The organism is Pseudomonas sp. NBB (assembly GCF_032701105.1).
GTDB lineage: Bacteria > Pseudomonadota > Gammaproteobacteria > Pseudomonadales > Pseudomonadaceae > Aquipseudomonas > Aquipseudomonas asiatica.
In genome coordinates this window covers 2,629,718-2,652,203 of record NZ_CP103994.1, presented here as the reverse complement: position 1 = coordinate 2,652,203, position 22,486 = coordinate 2,629,718, and the positions used below count along the sequence as shown (strand labels likewise).

27 protein-coding genes are annotated in these 22,486 nt (G+C 62.5%); 24 read left to right on the top strand and 3 right to left on the bottom strand.

Annotated elements, in window-relative coordinates:
* The first annotated feature begins 591 nt into the window (after positions 1–591).
* The 11 genes from NY023_RS12330 (at position 592) to NY023_RS12280 (ending at position 8,689) form a co-directional block, all read left to right on the top strand.
* Positions 592–1,104 carry an STY4534 family ICE replication protein gene (locus NY023_RS12330; RefSeq protein ID WP_044046993.1) on the top strand — a complete coding sequence of 171 codons (513 nt, stop codon included), beginning with the start codon at positions 592–594 and terminating at the stop codon, positions 1,102–1,104.
* Positions 1,105–1,164: 60 nt separating this feature from the next.
* Positions 1,165–1,422, top strand: a complete 258-nt coding sequence (locus NY023_RS12325) for a hypothetical protein (protein WP_013972305.1) — start codon at positions 1,165–1,167, stop codon at positions 1,420–1,422.
* Between the two features lie 61 nt (positions 1,423–1,483).
* Positions 1,484–1,978 (top strand): JAB domain-containing protein, encoded by a 495-nt coding sequence (locus NY023_RS12320; RefSeq protein ID WP_013972304.1) that lies wholly within the window; start codon positions 1,484–1,486, stop codon positions 1,976–1,978.
* Positions 1,979–2,037: 59 nt separating this feature from the next.
* A complete protein-coding gene (locus NY023_RS12315) occupies positions 2,038–2,754 on the top strand; it encodes a hypothetical protein (protein WP_013972303.1) in 717 nt (238 codons plus the stop codon).
* A gap of 130 nt (positions 2,755–2,884) precedes the next feature.
* Positions 2,885–3,403 carry a PilL N-terminal domain-containing protein gene (locus NY023_RS12310; RefSeq protein WP_044046992.1) on the top strand — a complete coding sequence of 173 codons (519 nt, stop codon included), beginning with the start codon at positions 2,885–2,887 and terminating at the stop codon, positions 3,401–3,403.
* Positions 3,400–4,068: a hypothetical protein gene (locus NY023_RS12305; RefSeq protein WP_013972301.1), complete on the top strand. Its 669-nt coding sequence runs from the start codon at positions 3,400–3,402 to the stop codon at positions 4,066–4,068. The genes NY023_RS12310 and NY023_RS12305 overlap by 4 nt, the downstream gene beginning before the upstream one ends.
* A 10-nt stretch (positions 4,069–4,078) precedes the next feature.
* Positions 4,079–4,795, top strand: coding sequence for a TIGR03759 family integrating conjugative element protein (locus NY023_RS12300; RefSeq protein ID WP_013972300.1), 717 nt, complete (start codon positions 4,079–4,081; stop codon positions 4,793–4,795).
* Positions 4,777–5,331 (top strand): transglycosylase, encoded by a 555-nt coding sequence (locus NY023_RS12295; RefSeq protein WP_044046991.1) that lies wholly within the window; start codon positions 4,777–4,779, stop codon positions 5,329–5,331. The genes NY023_RS12300 and NY023_RS12295 overlap by 19 nt, the downstream gene beginning before the upstream one ends.
* A 65-nt stretch (positions 5,332–5,396) precedes the next feature.
* Positions 5,397–5,789 (top strand): integrating conjugative element protein, encoded by a 393-nt coding sequence (locus NY023_RS12290; protein WP_238531265.1) that lies wholly within the window; start codon positions 5,397–5,399, stop codon positions 5,787–5,789.
* A 9-nt stretch (positions 5,790–5,798) separates the two neighbouring features.
* On the top strand, positions 5,799–7,925 hold the full coding sequence (traD, locus tag NY023_RS12285; protein WP_013972297.1) for a type IV conjugative transfer system coupling protein TraD: 2,127 nt from the start codon (positions 5,799–5,801) through the stop codon (positions 7,923–7,925).
* Between the two features lie 35 nt (positions 7,926–7,960).
* Complete coding sequence (locus tag NY023_RS12280) at positions 7,961–8,689, top strand: TIGR03747 family integrating conjugative element membrane protein (protein ID WP_013972296.1); 729 nt, start codon at positions 7,961–7,963, stop codon at positions 8,687–8,689.
* A gap of 60 nt (positions 8,690–8,749) precedes the next feature.
* Here NY023_RS12280 and NY023_RS12275 read toward each other — a convergent pair whose 3' ends face one another.
* From NY023_RS12275 to NY023_RS12265, 3 genes are read right to left on the bottom strand one after another with little or no spacing between them, the layout of a single operon-like run.
* Positions 8,750–9,727: a saccharopine dehydrogenase family protein gene (locus tag NY023_RS12275; protein WP_044046990.1), complete on the bottom strand. Its 978-nt coding sequence runs from the start codon at positions 9,725–9,727 to the stop codon at positions 8,750–8,752.
* Positions 9,724–10,125 carry a VOC family protein gene (locus NY023_RS12270; RefSeq protein WP_013972294.1) on the bottom strand — a complete coding sequence of 134 codons (402 nt, stop codon included), beginning with the start codon at positions 10,123–10,125 and terminating at the stop codon, positions 9,724–9,726. The genes NY023_RS12275 and NY023_RS12270 overlap by 4 nt, the downstream gene beginning before the upstream one ends.
* A gap of 17 nt (positions 10,126–10,142) precedes the next feature.
* A complete protein-coding gene (locus NY023_RS12265; RefSeq protein ID WP_013972293.1) occupies positions 10,143–10,886 on the bottom strand; it encodes an SDR family NAD(P)-dependent oxidoreductase in 744 nt (247 codons plus the stop codon).
* Positions 10,887–11,024: 138 nt separating this feature from the next.
* On the opposite strand from NY023_RS12265, the gene NY023_RS12260 reads away from it, so the two are divergent.
* From NY023_RS12260 to NY023_RS12200, 13 genes are all read left to right on the top strand, one after another.
* A complete protein-coding gene (locus tag NY023_RS12260; RefSeq protein ID WP_193384129.1) occupies positions 11,025–11,918 on the top strand; it encodes an AraC family transcriptional regulator in 894 nt (297 codons plus the stop codon).
* 291 nt (positions 11,919–12,209) lie between these two features.
* Positions 12,210–12,545: an RAQPRD family integrative conjugative element protein gene (locus NY023_RS12255; protein ID WP_044046989.1), complete on the top strand. Its 336-nt coding sequence runs from the start codon at positions 12,210–12,212 to the stop codon at positions 12,543–12,545.
* Complete coding sequence (locus NY023_RS12250; RefSeq protein ID WP_013972291.1) at positions 12,532–12,771, top strand: TIGR03758 family integrating conjugative element protein; 240 nt, start codon at positions 12,532–12,534, stop codon at positions 12,769–12,771. The genes NY023_RS12255 and NY023_RS12250 overlap by 14 nt, the downstream gene beginning before the upstream one ends.
* A gap of 15 nt (positions 12,772–12,786) precedes the next feature.
* Positions 12,787–13,164: a TIGR03745 family integrating conjugative element membrane protein gene (locus tag NY023_RS12245; RefSeq protein WP_080563769.1), complete on the top strand. Its 378-nt coding sequence runs from the start codon at positions 12,787–12,789 to the stop codon at positions 13,162–13,164.
* A 7-nt stretch (positions 13,165–13,171) separates the two neighbouring features.
* Entirely contained in the window at positions 13,172–13,573 is a 402-nt protein-coding gene (locus NY023_RS12240; RefSeq protein WP_044046988.1) for a TIGR03750 family conjugal transfer protein, read from the top strand.
* On the top strand, positions 13,570–14,208 hold the full coding sequence (locus NY023_RS12235) for a PFL_4703 family integrating conjugative element protein (RefSeq protein ID WP_044046987.1): 639 nt from the start codon (positions 13,570–13,572) through the stop codon (positions 14,206–14,208). The genes NY023_RS12240 and NY023_RS12235 overlap by 4 nt, the downstream gene beginning before the upstream one ends.
* The gene (locus NY023_RS12230) at positions 14,208–15,014 is read left to right on the top strand and encodes a TIGR03749 family integrating conjugative element protein (RefSeq protein ID WP_013972287.1); all 807 of its coding nucleotides are present in this window, start codon (positions 14,208–14,210) and stop codon (positions 15,012–15,014) included. Before NY023_RS12235 ends, NY023_RS12230 begins: the two co-directional genes overlap by 1 nt.
* Positions 15,004–16,512, top strand: a complete 1,509-nt coding sequence (locus NY023_RS12225) for a TIGR03752 family integrating conjugative element protein (protein WP_013972286.1) — start codon at positions 15,004–15,006, stop codon at positions 16,510–16,512. The genes NY023_RS12230 and NY023_RS12225 overlap by 11 nt, the downstream gene beginning before the upstream one ends.
* Complete coding sequence (locus NY023_RS12220; protein WP_013972285.1) at positions 16,475–16,894, top strand: TIGR03751 family conjugal transfer lipoprotein; 420 nt, start codon at positions 16,475–16,477, stop codon at positions 16,892–16,894. Before NY023_RS12225 ends, NY023_RS12220 begins: the two co-directional genes overlap by 38 nt.
* Positions 16,894–19,635: a conjugative transfer ATPase gene (locus NY023_RS12215; RefSeq protein ID WP_013972284.1), complete on the top strand. Its 2,742-nt coding sequence runs from the start codon at positions 16,894–16,896 to the stop codon at positions 19,633–19,635. Before NY023_RS12220 ends, NY023_RS12215 begins: the two co-directional genes overlap by 1 nt.
* Positions 19,636–19,857: 222 nt before the next feature.
* A complete protein-coding gene (locus tag NY023_RS12210; RefSeq protein WP_044046986.1) occupies positions 19,858–20,829 on the top strand; it encodes a TIGR03756 family integrating conjugative element protein in 972 nt (323 codons plus the stop codon).
* A complete protein-coding gene (locus tag NY023_RS12205) occupies positions 20,829–22,184 on the top strand; it encodes an integrating conjugative element protein (protein WP_044046985.1) in 1,356 nt (451 codons plus the stop codon). Before NY023_RS12210 ends, NY023_RS12205 begins: the two co-directional genes overlap by 1 nt.
* Complete coding sequence (locus tag NY023_RS12200; RefSeq protein WP_044046984.1) at positions 22,181–22,486, top strand: hypothetical protein; 306 nt, start codon at positions 22,181–22,183, stop codon at positions 22,484–22,486. The genes NY023_RS12205 and NY023_RS12200 overlap by 4 nt, the downstream gene beginning before the upstream one ends.

Sequence of the window (22,486 nt, the reverse complement as noted above, 5' to 3'; positions counted from 1 at the left end):
TCCTGAGACGGATGACCCGTGCGACCTGCTTCAGGCTGCAGGGGTCATCCGCCTCGGCGACGATGCTCAGTGCCGGTGCCCGCCGGCGAAAAAACGGGCGCCGTTTGTGCGCGGATGCGTGCCAGTTATCCCGACCCAGGCCACGACAAGGGTCGGTTGATCAGGGTGAAGCGACAGCTGAAGTGAAGCGACGACTTCGCTGTCAATGGACCGGATCAAGGGTGGCCCTGCTGTTCCTAGCCCGACGACCGTTGGGCTATTTTTTCGCACGTTTGAATCTACTGTGCACCACCCACATCCACACCTCTGAACCCAGTCAAAACCGCTGTTGACGGGCTCTACGCACCGTTCTATAGATGAACTGCACCACGCTGTCGATGACAGCATTAGGTAGCCGGAACCTGCAAGGCTACGCTCTCCCCAGAGTGGTTCCTCCCAAAGTGCGACTAGCGTTCGGCGGCTCGCACGGTTATCGCTCCCCGCGATGATGAGCGCTCTTACACCACTGCTGTTGCACCTGACCTTCCCTTGCGGACTCACCCCCGCCAGGGCCGGTGAATATCCGCGTTTCTCGCAAACAGGAGATTCACCATGATCACGGCAAACACTGCTGCCCCCGCTACTTACTTCAACCTGCATACCCAAGGCATTGGTTACTTGAACCGTGTGCGCGAGGTGCCCGTACGGCGCGGACAGCCTTTTATGGCCTGCAACATTGCCGCCTTGCACGGTGCGTCGGATGACGTCGAGTACACCCGCTTCGACTGCAAGGTCGCTGGCGGTGAAGCCGAACGGCTGATCCGCGAACACCTCGAGGATGTCCGTGCCGAACGCAAAGTGCTGATCGCGTTTCGCATTGGCGACCTCTGGGTCGATGCCTTCACCTACGAAAAAGGTGAGCGCAAAGGCCAACCCGGTGCCAGCCTCAAAGGCCGGCTGATCTTCATCGAGTGGATCAAGGTCAACGGTCAACTCACCTACAAAGCGCCAGCTCGGCAGGATGCTTCCTCGGCTGAACCGCCGTCCGAAGCGGCAGAAGAGCATGCGCCGAATCCTTCACACAGTGCCGATCAGGCTCAGAACCAGGCCACGCAGCCTGCCTGAGACTGACACCCACCACAGAGGCGCTCGCATGAGCGCCTTTTCTCACCTCCGGAGGCTGCCATGGAGAGTTACTGGCTCTGTGAGGATTGCCTGAACGCCGTGGCCTACGACGACTTCAGCACCTTGTCGCTGTACTACAGCGAGGCCGAAGTCGACCAGCGAATCACGCAGATGCGTAAGGAGCTGCAGGTGTTATTGCCACTCAGCGCTGATTTCGATCCGGAAACCGGTGTCGGCATTGACCCCTTCTCCACTCATCCCTGCGAAGCCTGTCATTCCCCGTTGCACGGCACCCGGCATCGTTTCATCCGCCTGTGATCGCCTGACCCTACCCACAGGGGCCTCCTCCGGGAGCGCCCCTGCACACGAGGATCTGCTCATGAACACGCCATTGACCCTGGTCGAGCCCCTCGACCCCGTCCTGACCCAGCGCGCCCACGAAGATGCGTTGATCAGCGAAGCCCTGCAGTTACTGGACCAACGCTACTTTCAGCGCGGCGAAATACTCATCACACCTGCCGACGCCGCGTCCTACCTGAAGCTGCGCCTGGCGCCCTATCACCACGAGGTGTTTGCCCTGCTCTACCTCGACTCACGCCACCGCGTGCTCGACTTCGAGGTGTTGTTTTTCGGCAGCATCGACGGCGCCTCGGTCTACCCTCGTGAAGTGGTGGTCAAGGCACTGGCACACAACGCCGCCGCAGTTATCCTCAGCCACAACCACCCTTCCGGCTGCCCTGAGCCCAGCACCGCCGACCGCGTGCTGACGACGCGCCTGATTGAAGTCTTGGCGCTGGTCGAGGTCCGCGTTCTGGACCACATCATCATCGGCGAAGGTCAGCCCCTGTCCCTGGCCGAGTATGGCTGGATCTAACCCTCTCTCACTCGCCACCGCCTGCATGGGGTGGCGTTCTCTTTTTCTGGAGCGCCATCATGCTCACCTCAACCCCCAACCCCTTTGCCCGCGGCTTCCATGCATTCGCCTGCGAACGCGTGGTCCAGATCCACTACGACGACCAGTGCCCGCCCTGCTACCGTTCTCTGCACACCGCCCAGCTGGGCTTGGACGACGATCACATCAACTGCCAGGCGTGCGTGTTCGATGACGACTGCGTCGTCATCACGGAAGGCCAGGATGTCTCGGGTTTCCTTCGCATGCAGTTGCCCGCGGACGGCGTGGTCACCACCGTGCTGTACCAGGTCACCGCCGAGCGGCTGACTGGCTCGGTACACCTCGGCGACCTTCCCAGCTTGGAAGCAGCGGAGCACCTGATGCAGCAGCTGTCCTTTGCCACCGGCCAGTACAGCCGCAGCTGGGAGATCAGTTCATCCCACCTACCGGCTGACGAGTACGCCTACCTTGAGCAGCTTGCTCGCTGCGAACGACCGGCCGGTTACTTTGAATGCTTCCGGTTGGTCAGCAACCGCTCCGTTGGCTGCAAGCTGTACTCCACGCCCTGGCACCGCAGCGCCCAAGTGGAGGGCCTCGGTTGCTCAGCAGCGGACGTCTGCACGCGCCTGCTGGACGAGCAGGTACCACCGGTGTTGATGACGCTGCTACTGCTGGCCGGCCAGGCCGACACGCGCTTTCTGGTGTTCGATCCCGATGCAGCCCCGCTGGCAGGACTGCCGCTGTTTGCTGACGATTGACCCAAGGCGCCCTGCAGGGCGCCTTTTTTATGCCTTGCGCCCGATAAATAGGGCGGCCAACTTCGATTTTTCAGTGGGTGCAGCTCACGCGCGTTGCCAAGGTGTCGGCACCTACTGTCGAGACCTGCTCATGCACACGCCCGCACTTCCTTACCTTGTCCTGATGCTCGCGCTGGCGGGCTGCAACACGTCGCCTGCCATCACCCCAGCGACGACGCCAGCCAAAGCCGTACCAGCACCGGCCACCCCGCCCAAACCGTTGTCGGTGTCACCAGCGTGGGTACGCCAGGACCGCTACACCTTGGTCAGCACACGACCGACGCTGGAGCAACGCCAGCCCTTATTCCAGCTCATCACCGTACAGATTGCACCGGCGCTGCACGCGACGGTCGGTGATGCCCTGCACCACGTGTTGCAGCGCTCGGGCTACTCACTCTGCGCCAACCGCGCCGAGGTCACCACCTTGTTCAGCCGTCCCCTGCCGGCCGTGCAGCACCAACTCGGGCCGATGGCGCTGCTGGACGCCTTGACCATCCTCGGCGGCCCGGCCTGGCGGCTCGTGATCGACCCGGTTGAACGCAGCGTGTGCTACGCCCTTCGCGCACCGGTGCCCGCCCCACCTCGCCCGCCCCTGGAGATCGCGCCATGAAGGTCCATCACTTTCAGGCTCTGGTGCTCGGGGCCCTGTGCCTGGGTGCCGCCGTATTGGCCGCCGTGACCTACAACCACCATCAACAACTGACCGCGCTCCTGGTTGCCGCTGATAGTGCGCCAGCCGATCCAGTCCCGGCGCTACGGCGGGACCTTGATGCACTCGGCACCACCCTCGCGGCACTTCCAGCGCAAGTGAACGCGCTGGGCGAGCACCAGCGCCAGCAGGATGCGACCTTCACCACGCTGAGCAAACAGCTGGATGAGGTGAGCGCGACGCTCAAGGCCATTGAAGCGGAGCCGCTGGGTCCGACCAAGGCCGACCTGGTCGCGCTGGAACAACGATTGGGCAACACCGAAACTGCCGTCCACGCCCTTGAGGCTCGACCGACTGCGCCATCCACACAACCCCAGCCTGCAGCCTCTGCCAAACCGGCCGCCAAAGCCCAAACCCCGACGCCGCCATTCACCTTGTTGGGTGTCGAGACCCGGGGCGACGTCCGGTTTGTCTCGGTCCTACCGGCTGGCGCGCACGCCCTGTCGACCGTCCACCTGCTGCAGCCCGGTGACAGCCTGAACGGCTGGCAGCTCAAGACCATTCGCAGGAACCAAGCCGTGTTCCAGGTGCCTGGCCTCGGCGAGCGTTCGCTGCCCCTGCCGTGACGAGGTGCATATGGTCCGGTTTATCACTCTCTCGCTGCTCCTATTCCCCATCTACCTAGTCTCAGGATCGGGATGGAGTGCACCCGCCACGGTTGAAACGGAGCAGCAGTCCAGCGAGCAGGCTCCGCTGCAGCAAGCTAGCTCCGCAGTACAGGCCAAGGCCTGGGGCCTGACCGATGATGAATGGGCCAAGTTCGAGCGCCTGCAGAGCGGTCCCCGCCAGTACTGGTCACCGCAACTCGACCCGCTGACCACCCTGGGCGTGGAAGCCGACTCGGACCAGGAGCGTCAGCGCTACGCCGAGCTGCAGGTACGACTCGAAGCTGAGCGTGCCGAACACGAACTGGCCTATCAAAAAGCCTACACCGCGGCTTGGGCGCGGCTGTTCCCCGGACTGCTGCCGGTGCAGGGGATGGACGATGCAGTCTCCCCGTCGAGCAACCCGCGCTATGCCGTGTTTGTGGAAGATCCATGTTCGACCTGTGAGGCCAGCCTCCGCCAATGGCTGAGCATGGGCGCCCGCCTGGACGTCTATCTGGTGCGCAGCCAGGGCGACGATGCGCACATTCGGCAATGGGCGCGCAAGGTAGGCATTACCCCGGCCCAGGTCGGCAGTGGCCAAGTCACCCTCAATCACGACCGCGGCCGCTGGTTCGCCCTCGGCGCCAGCCGCCCCCTGCCCGCGCGCTTTCAACAGGTGGAAGGGAAATGGCAGCGCGTCGACTGAGCCTCGCCCTGGCCCTGATGGGGGTGACTGTCGCCCAAGCAGGCGGCCTCCCTCCACCGGCGTACCAGATGGCCGCCGCCCAGGCCGGCATCCCGGCGTCGGTGCTGTTCGCCATTGCCCAGCAGGAGAGCGGCACGCCGCTGCGTGGGCGGCTCATCCCATGGCCGTGGACCTTGAATGTGGCCGGCACGTCACAGCGTTTCGCCACCCGTGCCCAGGCCTGTAGCGCACTCACGGTTGCACTCACCCGGCATGATCCCAAGCGCATCGATGTCGGCCTGGGGCAAACCAACCTGGGCTACCACCCGGAGCGTTACCCCACCGCCTGCGACGCCCTCGATCCGCGTAGCAACCTCGCGGTCACTGCCGACCTGTTGCGCGGGCACTACGCCGACGTCGGCGACTGGGTCATCGCCGCCGGCCGCTACCACCGGCCTGCAGGTGGGGCCCCGGCGGCGCGCTACCGCACGCAGTTCAGCCAGCACTGGCAGCGCCTTGACGCCGCCACGTCTAGCCGTGGAGGACCACGCTCATGATTAACGTTCACCGGGGCGCACTGATCTGCGGGCTGGTGTGGTGTTTGGCCGCCGGGGCATGGCTTGTGTCAATTCACCCTGGCATGGCCGCGGAGTCGGCCGCGCCGGTCGAACAACCCGACCCACGCACACTGAACTGGGTACTGCCGGTGCACAGCACGCTCCTCACGCCGGGTGAGGTGCCGCGCAGAGCGCTGGATCTGCCGGGCATGATCCCGCTGTTCCTGGTTGGCGCGGACGCCGCCTCATTGGCGTGGCTGGCGCAGCACGCGCCAGCGCTGAAGCAGTTGGGCGCCAACGGCCTGGCCGTTGAGGTCGCGGATGCGGCAGCGCTGCAGCGCATCCAGGCGGTAGCGCCTGGGTTGGCCATATGGCCGGTGAACGGCGACGACATCGCCGAGCGGCTGGAACTGGAGCACTACCCGGTACTGATCACACCGACCGGCCTGGAGCAGTGAGGTACCGCCATGAGCGATCATGCGATGGAATCCCTGCTGCGCCCGGCAGTGGAGCTGTACACCGTGGGCATCTGTGCCGGTGCCGGCGCACTGTGTCTGCATTCGCCCTGGGCGGTGGCGCTGTCACCGGAAATTGGCGCCGGCATGGCCCTGGCCTATACCGCCTTCGGCCTCAAGCGCCTCAATGAGGCCCGCATTGTCCTGCGTTATCGGCGCAATATCCGCCGCCTGCCCCGCTACTCGCTGACCAGCCGACAGATCCCGGTCAGCAGCAAGCGCCTGTTCATGGGTCGCGGCTTTCGCTGGAGCCGATTGCATACCCAGCGATTGCTGGAGGCGCAGGACCCCGCGCTCGCCCGCTACGTCAACCAGTCGAGCGCCTACCAGTGGGCCCGACGCCTGGAACACGTCCTGGAAAAAGCGCCACCAGGGCTCTCCCTCCTGCCCCGGATCACCGCCTGGGACAGCCCACTCAACCCGGTACGCCCACTGCCGCCAGTGGGCGGTTCACCACTGCTGCATGGCGTCGAGCCCAACGAGCAGGAAGCCACCTTGCCACTGGGCGAACGCGTGGGCCATACCCTGGTGCTAGGCACCACGCGGGTCGGCAAAACGCGCCTGGCCGAGGTCTACATCACCCAGGACATTCACCGGCCAAGCCGGGAAGTGGTGATCGTCTTCGACCCCAAAGGCGATGCCGACCTACTCAAACGTATGTACGTAGAAGCGCGACGGGCCGGCCGTGAACACGAGTTCTACGTCTTTCACCTAGGCTGGCCTGAGATTTCCGCGCGCTACAACGCCATCGGCCGCTTCGGGCGCATCTCGGAAGTGGCCACCCGTATCGCTGGCCAGCTAAGCGGTGAAGGCAACTCGGCAGCGTTTCGAGAGTTCGCCTGGCGCTTCGTCAACATCATCGCCCGGGCTCTGATCGAGCTCGGCCGGCGCCCTGATTACCTGCAGATCCAGCGGCACGTGGTGAACATCGATGGGCTGTTCATCGAATACGCCCAGCACTTCTTCGCCCGCCATGATCCGCAGGCATGGGAGACCATTGTTGATCTTGAGGCGCGGCTCAACGAAAAGAACGTGCCCAGGCACATGATTGGCCGCGAGAAACGTGTGGTCGCCATCGAGCAGTACCTGACCGCCAAGCGCCTCTTCGACCCGGTCATGGATGGCTTGCGTTCGGCCGTCCGCTACGACCGCACCTACTTCGACAAGATCGTCGCCTCATTGCTGCCGCTGCTGGAAAAGCTCACCAGTGGCAAGACGGCGCAACTGCTGGCCCCCAACTATGCCGACCTGGAGGATCCACGGCCAATCTTCGACTGGCTGCAGGTCATCCGTAAACGCGGCATCGTCTACGTCGGCCTAGATGCGCTGTCCGATGCCGAGGTCGCCGCCGCCGTTGGTAACTCGATGTTTGCCGACCTGGTCTCCGTCGCCGGGCATATCTACAAACATGGCATCGACCACGGTCTCCCGAACTCCTCCAGCGAAGGCGACAAGGTGCCCATCAACCTCCACGCCGACGAGTTCAACGAGCTGATGGGCGACGAGTTCATTCCTCTAATCAACAAGGGTGGTGGTGCCGGTATCCAGGTCACCGCCTACACCCAGACCTTGAGCGACATCGAGGCGCGCATCGGCAGCCGGGCCAAAGCCGGCCAGGTCATCGGCAACTTCAACACCCTGCAAATGCTACGCGTACGGGAAACCGCGACCGCCGAGCTGCTGACCAATCAATTGCCCAAGGTCAACGTGCAGACCCGTACCCTGGTCTCTGGCGCGACGGACACCGCCGATCCCGACGCCCGCACCGACTTCACCTCCTCCTCGCAGGACCGGGTCACCACAACGTCGGTACCGCTGATCGAACCGGCGCACATTATCGCCTTGCCCAAGGGGCAGATGTTCTCGTTCCAGGAAGGCGGGCAACTGTGGAAGGTACGCATGCCGCTGCCAAAACCGGCCAGTGACGATGCGATGCCGGCTGACCTGCAGACCCTGGCTGCGCGTATGCGCGAGTCCTACAACACTAATGCGGGGAGTTGGTGGGGCAGTGCCGGCGGTGCTCCGACGGTCAATTTCGATCCCGAGATGCCGCCACCAGGACGCAAATCGGCCTCGTGATCACCTGGTAGACAGCCAACACCTGGGAGCCTCTAATGCCTACTACCGCAACCAACCCGCCTCAGACACAACGACAACCAAGGCTGATCTTCGGCACGCTTGAGCTGTGCCTGCGATTGCTCGGCCTGCTGTTCGCCTCCTTGGTGTTCTCCATTATTGTGGAGTTCGTGGGTATCCTGTGGCTCTGGCCAGAACAAGGCTGGCATCATAGCCATAGCATGTGGCTGAAAGAGCTCGGATGGCTTAGCAGCCACTTCAGGAGCTCGCTACTCGTGCAGGAGCCGGCGCAAGCGACCGCGAAAATCCTTGAGCGCCTCAACGATTGGGTTGTGGTCCGCTCCGGTTGGGTACAATCTGACATCCAGCTGAAACTACTCACTCGCGAGCCGTCGTTGCAAGGACAGCTAGCTCAAGCGTATGTCGCTGGACAGGAATACCTGCTGGCGGCCCTGTTCACGGTCTGCACTTTCGTCGTGCGCCTGACCGTTCTCACTTTGGCCACTCCCCTGTTCTTGCTTACGGTGCTCACCGGCATAGTCGACGGGTTGATGCGCCGCGACCTCCGCAAGTTCGGGGCGGGCAGGGAGAGCAGCTTTGTCTATCACCGAGCCAAGCGCACATTACTACCGCTGTTGATCAGCCCTTGGGTAATCTATCTGTCGCTCCCTTGGTCGCTGAATCCGAACTGGGTATTAATCCCCTCTGCTGCGTTGCTGGGTTTCATGGTCGCGATCACCGCTACAACGTTCAAAAAATATCTTTGAATGGCTGATGTCACCCCATACCAGCCCATCGAACTAAACAGCGGCCCAAGCTTTTTGTGATTAAAAGTCAGTCATGTGCGTGTCCACGATGCTTTCGGCAAATCCACTCCCGAAGACTTGAGCTGGTGTTGCAAAACCTAAGTGACGCTCACCGTTCAGTACCCGTACCGCAGCTGCCACTGCGGACAAAGGCGTGTAGGTGTAACCGTTGACCGTTTCGATCACGGAGCGAGCGATTGATCCATCTGCTCCCACCACTTCTACCACTGCCCGCGCTCGATGAGCATTTCGCTCTTCAGCGCTGGGCCCATCAGGCAATCGAGACATGTCGCCTTCGGGAAATGCATCGCCTGATACATGAACGAACATCGCGATGTTCGCGATGCCAGTCGAATACCAGCCGGTTATCAGGTCGCCGAATGACAAGGGTGCGCAGAGTACCGGCCCCTCCCCAAAGTCAAAATGGCGTGGCGTGGCATCAGCCGTTGAAACGAGTTCGCCATCGACCCTGGCAAGTACGCCTGCACCGATGATTTCGTTGACGCTCATGGCCGATCCACGGGACATCGAGCCTGGTACGTGAAGCGCGATATTCAGTGCGAACGGATCTTTGACCCGTTTGGCAACGTGTACGGCAAGGGAGTCGGTGGGCACAACGTCCCAACCGACACCAGGCATCAGCATGACGGAATGGGAAACCGCCTCAGTGCCAAGCCTCTCTGCCAATCGGTAAACGTTGATCTCTGCGGTGATGTCCAGGTAGTCCACACCTGCTTTCAGGCAAGCACGCATCAACGCTTCAGCCGTATGCGCGAACGGCCCTGCGAAGTTAAGCAATACCGAAATGCCCGATAAGGACGCCACGGCGTTGGCATCGGCATTGAACACCCGAAAATGTACACCCAACTGATCAGCGAGTGACGCCAGGCGCGAACGATCGCGCCCGGCAATTTCAACATTCAGCCCAAGCGCTTTTGCCCGCTCTGCCGCCATGCGGCCGGTGTAACCCGTGGCGCCGTAGATCAGAAGTTTTTTCATTGTGCGTGCTGCCATTTCTTGTAAACGAATTCGAGGCTGTACCCGTCCGGATCCAGCACATTGGCAGCGTAGTAATCAGGGTCATAGTGCAAGCGGGCGCCAGGTGCACCATTGTCGATGGCGCCATGACGCATGGCCGCAGCATAGGCCGCGTCCACTTCAGCCTTGTTGCGGGCGACGAAGCCGACATGCACGGCGCCTCCCTCGACGATGCCTTTGCGCAGCCAGAAAAACATCCGACCGTTGGCACCGAAACCCTTGAGGTCGGGATGCCCAGGTGGCCCGTCCATGCCGTCATAATTCAGCCGCGCCATTATGCCAAGTGGCGTCAGGGCTGCGTCATAGAAGCGGATGGAACGTTCGATATTGCTTACTGAAAGGAAAATGTGGTCAAGCATTGAAAACGCTCCTGTGCTCAGATGTTGTAACCGCCGGCGACTTCAATGTTCTGGGCGCTGATCCAGGCGCCCTCGGCGGACAGCAGCGTGCCGATGACGCGCGCCACATCCTCGGGTTCGCCCACCCGGCCCAACGCCGTCTGGGACGCCAGCAACGCCTCGAACTCTTCGTTCAAACCACCGCCCAGCTCAGTTCGGATTGCACCCGGCGAAACCGAGTTGGCACGAATACGACGCTCGCCGAACTCCTTGGCCATGTAACGGGTGAGCACTTCTAACCCCCCTTTGAAGGAGGCGTAGGGCGCAACACCCGCCGTTGCCACGCGAGTAGTGGCACTGGTCAGGTTGACGATGCAAGCGTTCGCTTCCAGCAACGGCAACAAGGCCTGGGTGAGAAAGAACGGGCCTTTCAGGTGCACGCTGAGCAGCGCGTCAAACTGGTGCTCACTGACCGATTCCAGCGGGTTGAAAAGGCCGTGCCCTGCATTGTTTACCAGCCCGGCAAGCCCGCTGACGCCCCAGTTTCCTTGCAACGCCTCGATGACGGCCTCGCGAAAGCCGATAAAGCTACCGACATCAGCAACATCCAATTCCAGTGCAACTGCTCTGCCACCGAAGTGCTCAATGTCAGCGACTACCTGCCGTGCGGCAGCCGAGCTGCGCTTGTAGGTAAGGATGACACCCATGCCGCGCCGGGCCAGATGGTGTGCCGTACTGGCGCCAATGCCCCGGCTGCCGCCTGTTATGACGATAACGCCCATGTGCTACTCCGCTAGCGATCAACTAAGCCCTCACAGTAATCAGATCGCGGATTGCATACGCTCCCATTGCTGCTTCGATCCTGCCTGTTTCTGCTTTTTGCTTGCACGGCATCGCTCGCTGCCGTCAGCATGCCAGCCATGACCACTCAAATTGATGAACTGCGCGCTTTGGCCGCCAGAGCCGAAAACCGCCGCACCGAGACGGGCATCCCGCGTGTAGCCATGGTTCAGGGCAAAATCCCGGAGCACATGCTGGCTGCTGTCTACGACCCCATGATCAACTTGATCTTGCAAGGGAGTAAGTCGATGACTGTGGGCGATCGCACCCTGCGCTATGACCCTGCGACTTACTTTGTCATGTCCATCGACCTACCCTCGGTGGGCACGGTGCATGCCGCCGAGTCAGGCGCACCCTACCTGGCTGTGAGCTTGACGCTCGACCCGTTGGTATTGACGACATTGCTCGCCGACCTGCCAAGGCCGACCGGGCAGTATGAACATCAACCAGGGTTTTCCGTGGCAGCCGTCACGCCAGAGCTGATGGACGCCTTGGTACGTATGCTGCGCCTGATGGACAAGCCTGAAGAGATTGCGGCCCTTGCGCCCGTGTATGAACGCGAGATCTTGTACCGGGCGTTGCAAGGCCCGCATGGCTGGATGTTGCGGGAGATAGCCGCGCCGGATACTGCACTGGCAAGGGTAAGCCAGGCCATTCAGTACATACGCCGCCATTTTGCGGTGTCAATCAGAGTAGAGGAGCTTGCGCAGCACGCCACCATGAGTGTTTCGGCATTTCACCGGCATTTCAAAGCCGTCACCAACCTGAGCCCGTTGCAGTACCAAAAACGCGTGCGGCTGCTTCAAGCACGCACCCTCATGGTGGCCAATGCCAGAAGTGTGATGGCGGCGGCGTTCGAGGTTGGGTATGAGAGCCCCACGCAATTCAGCCGGGACTACGCCCGCCTTTTCGGCTTGCCCCCCGCAAAGGACGCGGCACGCATCGTGGAAGTCAGCAGGTCTCCAGGTCATTGACCAGTGGTGGATCATGTTGATCCCCAGACGCAGCTCTCACAAAAAGTGCTCGCCGTAACTGGCTGCTTCACGCCCTGACATTGATGGCTGGCCAGCTTCTCAGGCGTTCGCTGCAGAATTCGTGGGGCCAGCAACGCTCGCAGATTGGTCGTCCCCTGAATGGTTGAACTCCAGTCTTGCTCCACTCCTGCCAACCTCGACAGAAAGCGAAAGGCCAAGAATCCTTTTAACTCATGCCTCAACTCGCCCGCTGGGTAAAGGTGGCGACCAGAGATTGCTCTGGAGCATGCCATGAGGACTTATGCCTTCCCGATGCTTGTGATTTATCTAGCAACACTCCCGGCTGTTGCACAAGAAAGTCGCGAGCGCTCGGATCTGGGACTCGTGCAACGACAGCTCACTGCCATCGAACAGTTGGCTGATCGTGCGCAAAGCGGCTCAGAAAATGTCGCTGGAGTGCGCTATCGATTCGACTATCAGAGGGTTGCGGCGGACCTAGAACGTGTACGTGAAGGCATCCAACAATACTTATCGCCCTCCCGCGCGCAGCCGGCTGACCTGGTCGAGCTGGCCGGTCAGTACCGTGCTGAAGCACCCCACTCGAGCCCCTCCGATGAGCATGACTGACGCTCAACTCAGCGCGTTCTCGGCCGTGGCCGGGTTTTCCCCGCAACTCAGCTCGGTACTGTGGCGCTCCTCGGTGCTGTTGTTGGCGTTGCTCTGGTGCACCTGGGCCCTGTGGACCGGCTACCGCGGCTGGGCGGCCGGCAACATCAATTTTGGCTCGCTCGGCGGCAGCACGCTGCGTCTAGCCCTCGCCCTGATCGTGCTGATGTTTTTCATGCTGTCGTAACCAGGAGAACTTGCCATGAACCTCTCCCGTCATTGCCACCGCCCGCATTTTCCGCTGCGGGCTACTTGTTCGAAAATCCTGTTCGCCAGTTTGGTGCTACTGAGCTCGACACTCGCCTGGGCTGATCTGCCCACCATGGAAGCGCCCTCCCGCGGGGAGGGCTCAGGACTGATCGACACCATCAAGAACTACGCCTACGACGGCGGCATCCTGCTCGGTCTACTGATCGCAACCCTCGCCTTTTTGGGTGTGGCCTGGCACTCGCTCACGGTCTACGCCGACGTGCAAAACCAGCGCAAGACCTGGAAGGATCTCGGCGCTGTGGTCGGCGTCGGCGCGCTGTTGGTGGTGGTGATCCTGTGGTTCCTGACCAAAGCCGCGACGATTCTGTGAGGTCACCATGTCCGACGCCCCTGCTACCCTCCCCGACGGCACTCTGACCTTCCTGCCAGAACGCCTGAACCGCGATCCAGCCGTCCTTCGCGGCCTCACCAATGACGAGATGTGGGTCGCACTGATTGTCGGCGCAGTACTGGGTGTTGTCCTCGGCGCGCCGCTGGCGTTGGCCACCGCCTCTATCGCCACCCTCCCCACCTGCATGTTCCTGTGCATGGCACTGGTATTGCTTGGCGGTGGTAAGCTGCTGCGCCGGGCCAAACGCGCCCGCCCCGAGACCTGGTTGTATCGACGCCTGCAGTGGCAGCTGGCGGTGCACTGGAGCATCGGCACTGAGTACCTGATCCTGCATTCTGGCCCGTGGACGGTTCGGCGCACGCGCCGGCCTGCGAGGACCACTCCATGAGCCGCTTCCGCAACAAGGTGGATGCGCAGCAGGCGCACATTTTCAGCCTGCGCCTGGCCGTAGCGACCCTGGCACTGCTGTGCAGTGGCATCTGGTATGGCTGGCAGTCCGCACCATCCGAACTGACCATCCACGTGCCGCCGGATCTGCGCTCCGGCAGCACGCGAAAATGGTGGGATGTGCCGCCCGAGAATATCTATGCCTTCGCCCTGTATATCTTCGGTCAGCTAAACCGTTGGCCCAGCGATGGCGAGGTCGACTACCACCGCGCCATCTTTGCCCTTCAGCCCTACCTGACACCGGCGTGCAAGGCCTTCTTCGATGGTGACTTCGAGTACCGCAAGGCGGCCGGCGAACTGCGCGGTCGCGTGCGCGGCGTGTACGAAGTGCTGGGCCGCGGCTACAGCGATGATCCCGATCTGCGGGTGAAGCAGCTGGATAAGCACAGCTGGCTGGTCAAGCTCGACCTGAATGCCGACGAATACTACGCCGCCGAACCGGTGAAGCGCGTGGTCGTGCGCTATCCGCTGCGGGTGGTGCGCTTCGACGTCGACCCCGAACGCAACAAATGGGGCCTGGCCCTGGACTGTTACGAAGGCACACCGCAGAAGCTGACGCTGCCTGGAGGTGCGTGATGATGGGTGTCTTGATCCTGATTCTGGTGTCGGTGGCCGGGTGGTGTTCAGCCGCAGGCGCCGTCGAAGTCAAATACTGGGACCGCTTGCCGCTGGCAGTGCCGTTGACGGTGGGTCAGGAACGTATCCTGATGCTGGATGAGGATGTCCGCGTCGGATTGCCCGGTGCGATTACCAATAAGCTGCGTGTGCAATCGGTTGGCGGGACGGTGTACCTGCGTGCGTCGGAAGCCATCCCCCCGACCCGACTGCAGCTGCAGTCGGTAAAGTCAGGCGACATCATCCTGGTCGACATTGAAGCGCTCCAGGGCAGCGAGACGCTGGAGCCGGTCAAGATCGTGGCTCAGGCCCAGGCACCAGACGTGGAAACCGCGAAGGATGCAGCACCGGCAGCGACGCCGGTACCGGTGGTGCTGACCCGCTTCGCGGCCCAGAACCTGTATGCGCCGCTGCGCACCGTGGCGCCCTTGCCCGGGGTGCGTCTGGTCCCGCTGGGCGAGTCTTCTGGATTCAGCACGCTCCTGCCGACCGAGCACGTCTCCATCAAGGGACTTGCCGCCTGGCGGCTGGGTAATTATTGGGTGACGGCGGTGAAGATCGTCAACCGTGGGTCGGCCAAGGTCACACTGGACCCGCGTCACCTGCAGGCCACGCTGTACGCCGCTACCTTCCAGCACGAGTACCTGGGGCACGCCGGCACACCTGAAGACACCACCGTGGCGTACCTCGTCACCCGCGGCGGCGACCTGAGGCACGCGCTGCTGTTGCCACCGCCAGCGCCGGAGGCTGCCGATCATGAAAGCTAACGGTGTGCTGAAATGGCTGGTACCTGCGGTCCTGCTGGGGATTGTGCTGATCATCGGCAAATCCTGGGTATCTTCACCAGACGCTCAACCTGTCCGTGATCCCGAAAACACCGCCCTAAGCCCTGAACAGGCCAAAGCCCTCGGCATTGCCGGCGACACGCCGCGCGACACCGTGGCCACGCTGATTGGCCAAGTCAAGGCGATGCGTAGCGAGATGCTGTCGCTGAAGAAAGGCAATGAGACGCTGCAGTCCGAGAACAACCGGCTGCGCACCCGCGAAGGCAACATCGACAGTCGCATTCAGAGCACGCTGAGCAGTGTCACCCAGCAAGTCACCGAGCAGCGCCAACAGGCCAACGATGCCCGGCAGAAGGCCGAGCAACAGCACCGCGAGACCCAGGGTTTGCTGTCCCGGCTCAAGGACCAGCTCACCAGCAAGCCGGCCGTAAAATCCGACGTACCTGTGGGCTTTGGACTCGAACCTGGTGACGAGCAACAATTCTCCGGAGCACAACTGCCGGCGGATGCGGTGCAGTGGATCGAGCCATCCAATACACGTGCTGGCCAGGAAGGAGCCAGTAAAACTGAGGGACCGTTGTCGGCGCTGACGTCAAAGTTCAAGGATCTGCATGGCCTGGACAACAACGCGATCGACCGGGGCCAGGACCATCTGCGCGCCGTGGCCAAGGGCGAGCGCGACCTGGAAAACACTGAGGCCCGGACTGAGGGTGCCAAGCCGGTCTACACAATCCCCGAGAACTCGACCCTGATGGGTTCGATTGCCATGACCGCCCTGATTGGCCGCGTGCCGGTGGACGGCACGGTGAACGATCCCTATCCGTTCAAGGTGCTGGTGGGACCGGACAACCTCACCGCCAACGGCATCGACCTGCCCGACGTTGTCGGTGCAGTCATGAGCGGGACTGCGGCCGGTGACTGGACCTTGTCCTGCGTACGCGGCCAGGTCGAGTCGATCACCTTCGTCTTCAGCGACGGCACCGTTCGCACGGTGCCACAGCCGCAGAAGGTGGTCAGCCGCAACCGCAGCAGTACCCAGACTTCGGACACCGAGAAGATCCGCGGGAGCTTGGGCTACATCTCCGACCCTTACGGCATTCCCTGCATCGCCGGCGAGCGCCGTTCCAACGCCCAACAGTACTTGGGCAGCCAGAGCCTGATCACTGCGGCCGGCGCCGGCTTCGCGGCAGCGCTGGGTAGCGAGCAAACCAACACCTCGTTCATCAACTCGGCCAGCGGCAGTCTGGGGCTGTCGCAGAACAGCGGCAACAGCGCGCTGAACTCGGTCATCAGCGGTGGCATCGGCGACATTCGTGACTGGATCAACAAGCTCTACGGCGAAGCCTTTGCCGCGATCTACGTCCCGCCGGGGGCCAAGGTGGCCTTGCACCTAGATCACGAAATCAGCATCGATTACGAACCCAAAGGCCGGAGAGTGAATCATGAACGCCCATCCGTTTCGGTACTGGACCTGGATTAGCCTGCTGCTGTGCCTGCACTTGGCGGGCTGCACCACCAGCAAGGACGAAATGCTGCCCCATGGCGACCACACCATGCTGGACATTTGGAACAGCGGTGGCGCGGTCGGCACGCAGCAGCAGTTGCAGGAGGCTCGCGGCGAACTGCGTCGGCCGGTGCTCGATCCTGAGCGCCTGATCAAGGACCAGAGCGCCTACACCCGCACAGCCGCCAACGAGATCCGCGCCCAGTTTCCACGCCTGCCTAATCCCGACCTGGTGATGTACGTCTACCCGCACCTGGCCGGCACCCAGCAGGCGCCGGTGCCCGGCTACTCGACCGTGTTCCCGTTGTACGAGAAGGTCCAGTACGCACTACCCGGCGAGCGCCTGGACGATCTGTGATGGACGAGGATGCAGATCGCACATCGCAGCGCTGGCAGCCCTGGCGCGCCGCGCAGCGTCGGCGCGCAACGCGTGCGGACGAAGCTACGCAGTATGCGCACAACCCCAGCTTTACCGACCACTTACCCTGGGTCGAATACCTCGAGGAGGAGCAGTGCTTTCTACTCGACGACAACCGCTCGGTGGGCGCCGTGTTCGAGTTGCAGCCGATCGGCACCGAGGGCCGTGAGCCCGAATGGCTAATGGCGGCGCGCGATGCGTTGGAGGATGCGCTGCAGGACAGCTTAGACGAGCTCGACCAGGCGCCTTGGGTGGTGCAATTCTTCTGTCAGGACGACAGTGATTTTTCCCCGTACCTGGAGCGCCTGGAACAGTACGTTGCACCACGGGCGACAGGTACCCCCTTCACTGCAGCTTTCCTCACCTCGATGCAACACCACCTCGATGCCATTGCCAAGCCAGGCGGCTTGTTCGACGACCATGTCGTGTCGCACCTGCCCTGGCGCGGCAGCAATCGACGGATTCGGCTGGTGGTCTATCGCTGGCTCGGTGACCAGGCCGACGACGAAGGGCAAAACCCCGCTCAATTGCTGGGAAGGACCTGTGACCGCCTGATGGCCTCGTTGCAGGCCTGCGGCGTCAATCCTCGGCGGCTGACGGGGCAGGATTTCTATGCCTGGTTGCTGCCGTGGTTCAATCCGGCCCCGACTCTCACCGGTGAATCACCAGCGGCGTTCTATCGACGCGTGCCCTACCCGGAGATCGATGACGGCGATGGGCTGTCGCTACCGTTCGACCACGACTTTGCCGAGCGACTGTTCTTTCAGGAGCCACGCTCGGACAGCGAGCAGGGGCTCTGGTATTTCGATCAACAGCCGCACGCGGTGATGGTGGTCGACAAACTGCGCAGGCCACCCCACATCGGCCAGCTGACCGGCGAGACCCGCAAGGGTGAAGCGCTCAACGCTCTGTTTGACCAGTTACCCGAGCAGGCCGTCCTGAGCTTGACCTTGGTCATCACACCTCAGGATGTGCTCGAGGAGCAACTCAACCGCTTGGCGCGCAAAGCCATCGGCGAAAACCTGGCCTCGACCCAGACCCGCCAGGACGTGGAAGAGGCCCGCGCGCTGATTGGCCGCCAGCACAAGCTATACCGCGGCACCTTGGCACTGTACCTGCGTGGCGCCGATGAGCCGCAATTGCGCCAGCGCTCGATCCAGGCCGCCAACGTACTGCTCGGCGCCGGCCTGCAACCGGTGCGTGAGGGCGATGAAGTGGCCGCCTGCAACAGCTACCTGCGCTGGCTGCCGATGGTCTACAACCCCGCTCGTGATAAACGGAACTGGTACACCCGCCTGTTGTTCGCTCAGCATGTCGCCAACCTGTTGCCGCTGTGGGGGCGTAGCATCGGTACCGGCAACCCAGGGATCACCTTCTTCAACCGAGGTGGTGCGCCGCTGTCGTTCGATCCCCTATCCCGCTTCGACCGCTCCATGAATGGTCACCTGCTGTTGTTCGGCCCGACCGGCGCTGGCAAGTCGGCCACCTTGGTCTCGATCCTGATGCAAGTCATGGCGGTGTATCGGCCGCGGCTGTTCATTGTCGAAGCTGGCAACTCCTTCGGCCTGCAGGGCGACTACTTCGCCACCCTCGGCCTGACCGTCAATAAGGTTCAGCTCAAGCCCGGCAGCGGCTTGAGCCTGGCTCCCTTCGCCGATGCCCGGCGGCTGATCGAGCGCCCCGACCAGGTCGCCAGTCTGTCGACCGAAGACCTGGATGAAGACGCTTCGGGCAGTGACGAGCAACGCGATGTGCTGGGCGAACTGGAGATTACCGCTCGCCTGATGATCACCGGGGGCGAAGTCAAGGAAGAGGCCCGCCTCACCCGGGCTGACCGCAGCCTGATTCGCGAGTGCATCCTCGACGCCGCCAGGCACTGTGCGGCCAGCGATCAGCAGGTCATGACGCGCCATGTTCGTGATGCCCTTCGAGTGGTGGCCAGCGACGCCCATCTGCCCGACAAGCGTCGCGAGCGGGCCCAAGAAATGGCCGAGTCCATCGACCTGTTCTGCCAGGGCTTCGAGGGTGCGCTGTTCGACCGACCAGGCACCCCTTGGCCGGAAAGCGATGTCACGATCGTCGACCTCGCCACCTATGCCCGCGAGGGCTATGAAGCGCAGATGTCGATCAGCTACATCAGCCTGATGAACACGGTGAACAACCTTGCCGAACGCGATCAATACCTCGGTCGTCCGATCATCATGGTCACTGACGAAGGTCACATCATCACCAAGAACCCGCTGCTGGCGCCCTTCGTGGTCAAGGGTACCAAGATGTGGCGCAAGCTCGGCGCCTGGTTCTGGCTGGCAACGCAGAACCTGGCCGACTTCCCCGATGCGGCGCAGACCATGCTCAACATGATCGAATGGTGGATCTGCCTGAACATGCCGCCGGCGGAGATCGAAGAGATCGCGCGCTTCAAGAAGCTCACGCCAGCACAGAAGACCCTGCTGTTGTCAGCGAGCAAGGCCTCTGGCAAGTACACCGAGGGCGTGGTCTTGTCGAAGCAGCTGGAGACGCTGTTTCGCGCAGTCCCGCCGAGTCTGTACCTCACCCTGGCCATGACCGAACCCGAAGAAAAGGCCCAGCGCTGGCGGTTGATGGAAGCGCATCAGCTATCCGAGCTGGAGGCCGCACTTCGGATTGCGGCGGACATCGATCGCTTGCGCGGCATGTCCTGAACCTCGTGGCCCACGATGCTCTGTGGCCTGCCGATCAATAAAACCCGACAGGAGTACATATGTACTCCTTTGGTAATTTAGGACGAATTGCAGTCCTCACCATGCCGGCTGGAGAAACCGAAGGCACCAGTCTCGGTTTGTCCGCCCCACTCCTCTGCCTGATCCGTGATGCTGCAACTCGGCGCATGGATGCACACCGTTGCCACTTGCCGAGCGCTGCCGATGAACTTGACCGCCCCATGTCGTACACCACAGCCAAAGAGATCTGGCCGAGGTCGCGGCTTTATCGCGATCGTTTTGCTCGTGGCTGCCGAGCAGTGCCTGGCGATAACCACTCCCTCCATCATTGCCTCGGTCGCGTCGCTGCAGTGTCTGGAGTACCGGATCGTGGGGATCTGCTACTGGCTGCTGTGTACGCCCTTTGGTTGCACGGTGAGAACTTCGCCCAAAGTCCGTCACTTCATTCCTGAGCTGGTGGTGTCGAGCTATTCCGACACCGGCAATAACCCCTGGGGCGAGATGTCCGGTCTTTCGGCACCGACACCCCTGTCGCAAGGCGGGGGCAACCTGATCACACCCTCGCCGCAGCGCAACAACCTGCCCCGCTTCAAGAATGTCGACGGCATCGGGCACCCCGGCGGCGCGGCGCTGACGGCCCTGGCCCGCAGCTTCGGCTATGCATGTCCAAGCGGTGCGGTGCCACTTGCGCCCTATTACCTCAGTACGCTCGATCCGTTGGCTTGGCGCCACGCCATTCCCGAGTCCGTGTACCCGCAGGCGCTTGTCCCGGGCGTGCGCGAAATCGGGAGCCAGGCCCTCGGCAACATGTGGGGCAGCGTCTACCCACGCCAAGGCTTCCTGGTACAGCCCGACGACTTCAAGGCCGCTGCGGTGATGGCGCAGCGCGCCAGCGATTTCATCACCCGTGTCGGCCAGCCACACGTCTATTTGCCGCTGCAGCCGATGCCCTCTCCCGGCTATTGGCCGCCACAGCCGGTGATGGAGAACAACCTCAACAACCACCGTTGGCAGTTGCTCGCACCGATGATGCAGAGCACCTGCGCAATCTTCCCGAGCGCCACCGTCCAGAGTGCCGAGGGCGCCTACGCCTGGTCGTTGTGGCGGCCGTATCGCTGCTGCCAACGCATGGGGCAGACCTTCCTGTTCAGCATCGACTTTGATGGAGGCCAGTGATGAACGCCCTCTCGTTCGGGTTGATATGTCTTTTCGTGTGCACCGCTGGCCACGCCGCCGAGAGTGGCTACCACCTGGGCGACCAGGCCCAGGTGTTGGACGACCGCGTGATGTACACCATCGGTGGCGGATCGGCGGCAGGCGCACCCTCCTCGCTCTACCGCCCCAGCGGACTCGGCGTGGGCCTGTCCTGGCGGGCAAACATGATGTGCGGAAACATGAACCTCTCCAACACCCTGCAGAACCAGCTCAACGGTGCCACCCAGGGTTTCCAGCAGATCATGGGCAACGTCATCCAGAACGCCACCCAGGCGGTGATGTCGCTGCCGGCAATGATCATTCAGCGCGCCAACCCCGGGCTGTACGAGCTGCTGAGCAACGGCGTGCTGCAGGGGCGCATAGACTTTGACCGTTCGAAGCTCACCTGCCAGGCGATGGCGGCGAAGATGGCTGACAAGGTGGACCAGGCCGGTTGGGGAGCACTGGCGCAGAACCAGGAAATGCAGCACAACCTGGAGCAGTCCGACGGTGATGCCGTTACGGCGGTAAAGGACACCGAATCGAACAACGGCAACAACGGCGTCAGCTGGGTCGGCGGGCAGAAAGCCGGCGGTCATGGCCAGGCGCCGATCCGAGTGACCTCGGACGTGGTCAAAGCGGGCTACAACCTGCTGCACAACCGCTCGGTCGAAGACACCTCGGCCGTCGGCTCAAGTTGTCAGAATGGCGCGATCTGCCAGGCCTGGGCGAGTCCCGAGGAGGCTGCCGAATGGGCCACTCGGGTGCTCGGCGAAACCGAGGTCGAGACCTGTGACGATTGCGAGACGCTGCGCGTGAGCGCGGGCGCCGGTCTTACGCCACTGATCCAGGAAACTTACACCCAGCACCTCGAGGGCTTGCAGCGCATGTTGTCAGGCGCAGAGGAGCCCACGCCAGAGAACCTCGGCAAAGTCTCCAGCCCGTTGCTACAGGTTTCGCGCGGCGTGATTGAAGGCCTGCGTGATGACCCCGATCAGAACCTGTTGGCCCGACGTTTGGCCAGCGAGACCGCGCTGTCGAGCGTGATCTACAAAGCGATGCTACTGCAGCGCACGTTGCTCGCCGGTAGCCGTGAGCCCAATGTGGCGTCAACGCAGCCCGCCACCACCGCCCTCAACAGCAACGTCGAAACGCTGGAGCGCGAGATCCGCCTGCTGCAAACGGAGTTGCAAGTGCGCCAAACGCTGGCCACCAATACCGCCAGCCTGGTCCTCGATCGCCACGCCGGCGGCGCCGATGCCTCACGCAATATCGACCAGCGCGAGCCACGCCCAGACCGCCTGCAGCGAGCGGATCAGGGAAGGAGCACGCCATGATGCCGTTTTCTGTGAGGAGCTCGGTCGTTCGGGGCCTGCTGATCCTCGGCGTCGTGATGGTCATGTTGCTGATTGCCTCGATGGCGCTGCAATTGAGCGGACCCCAGTTGGAATGGGTCAAGGAGGGACAGGGGAGTACGCCATATCTCGCCTACTGGCGAGCCCTACTGTACACCCTGATTTTCGCCGGCTGGACCGCAGCACTCCGCTTGCGGCCAACCTCGGAAGACCAGCAACGGCTCTTGCGCCTGGGCCTGATCGGCTTCAGCTCGATCATCCTGGTCGAACTGTCGCGCGTATGA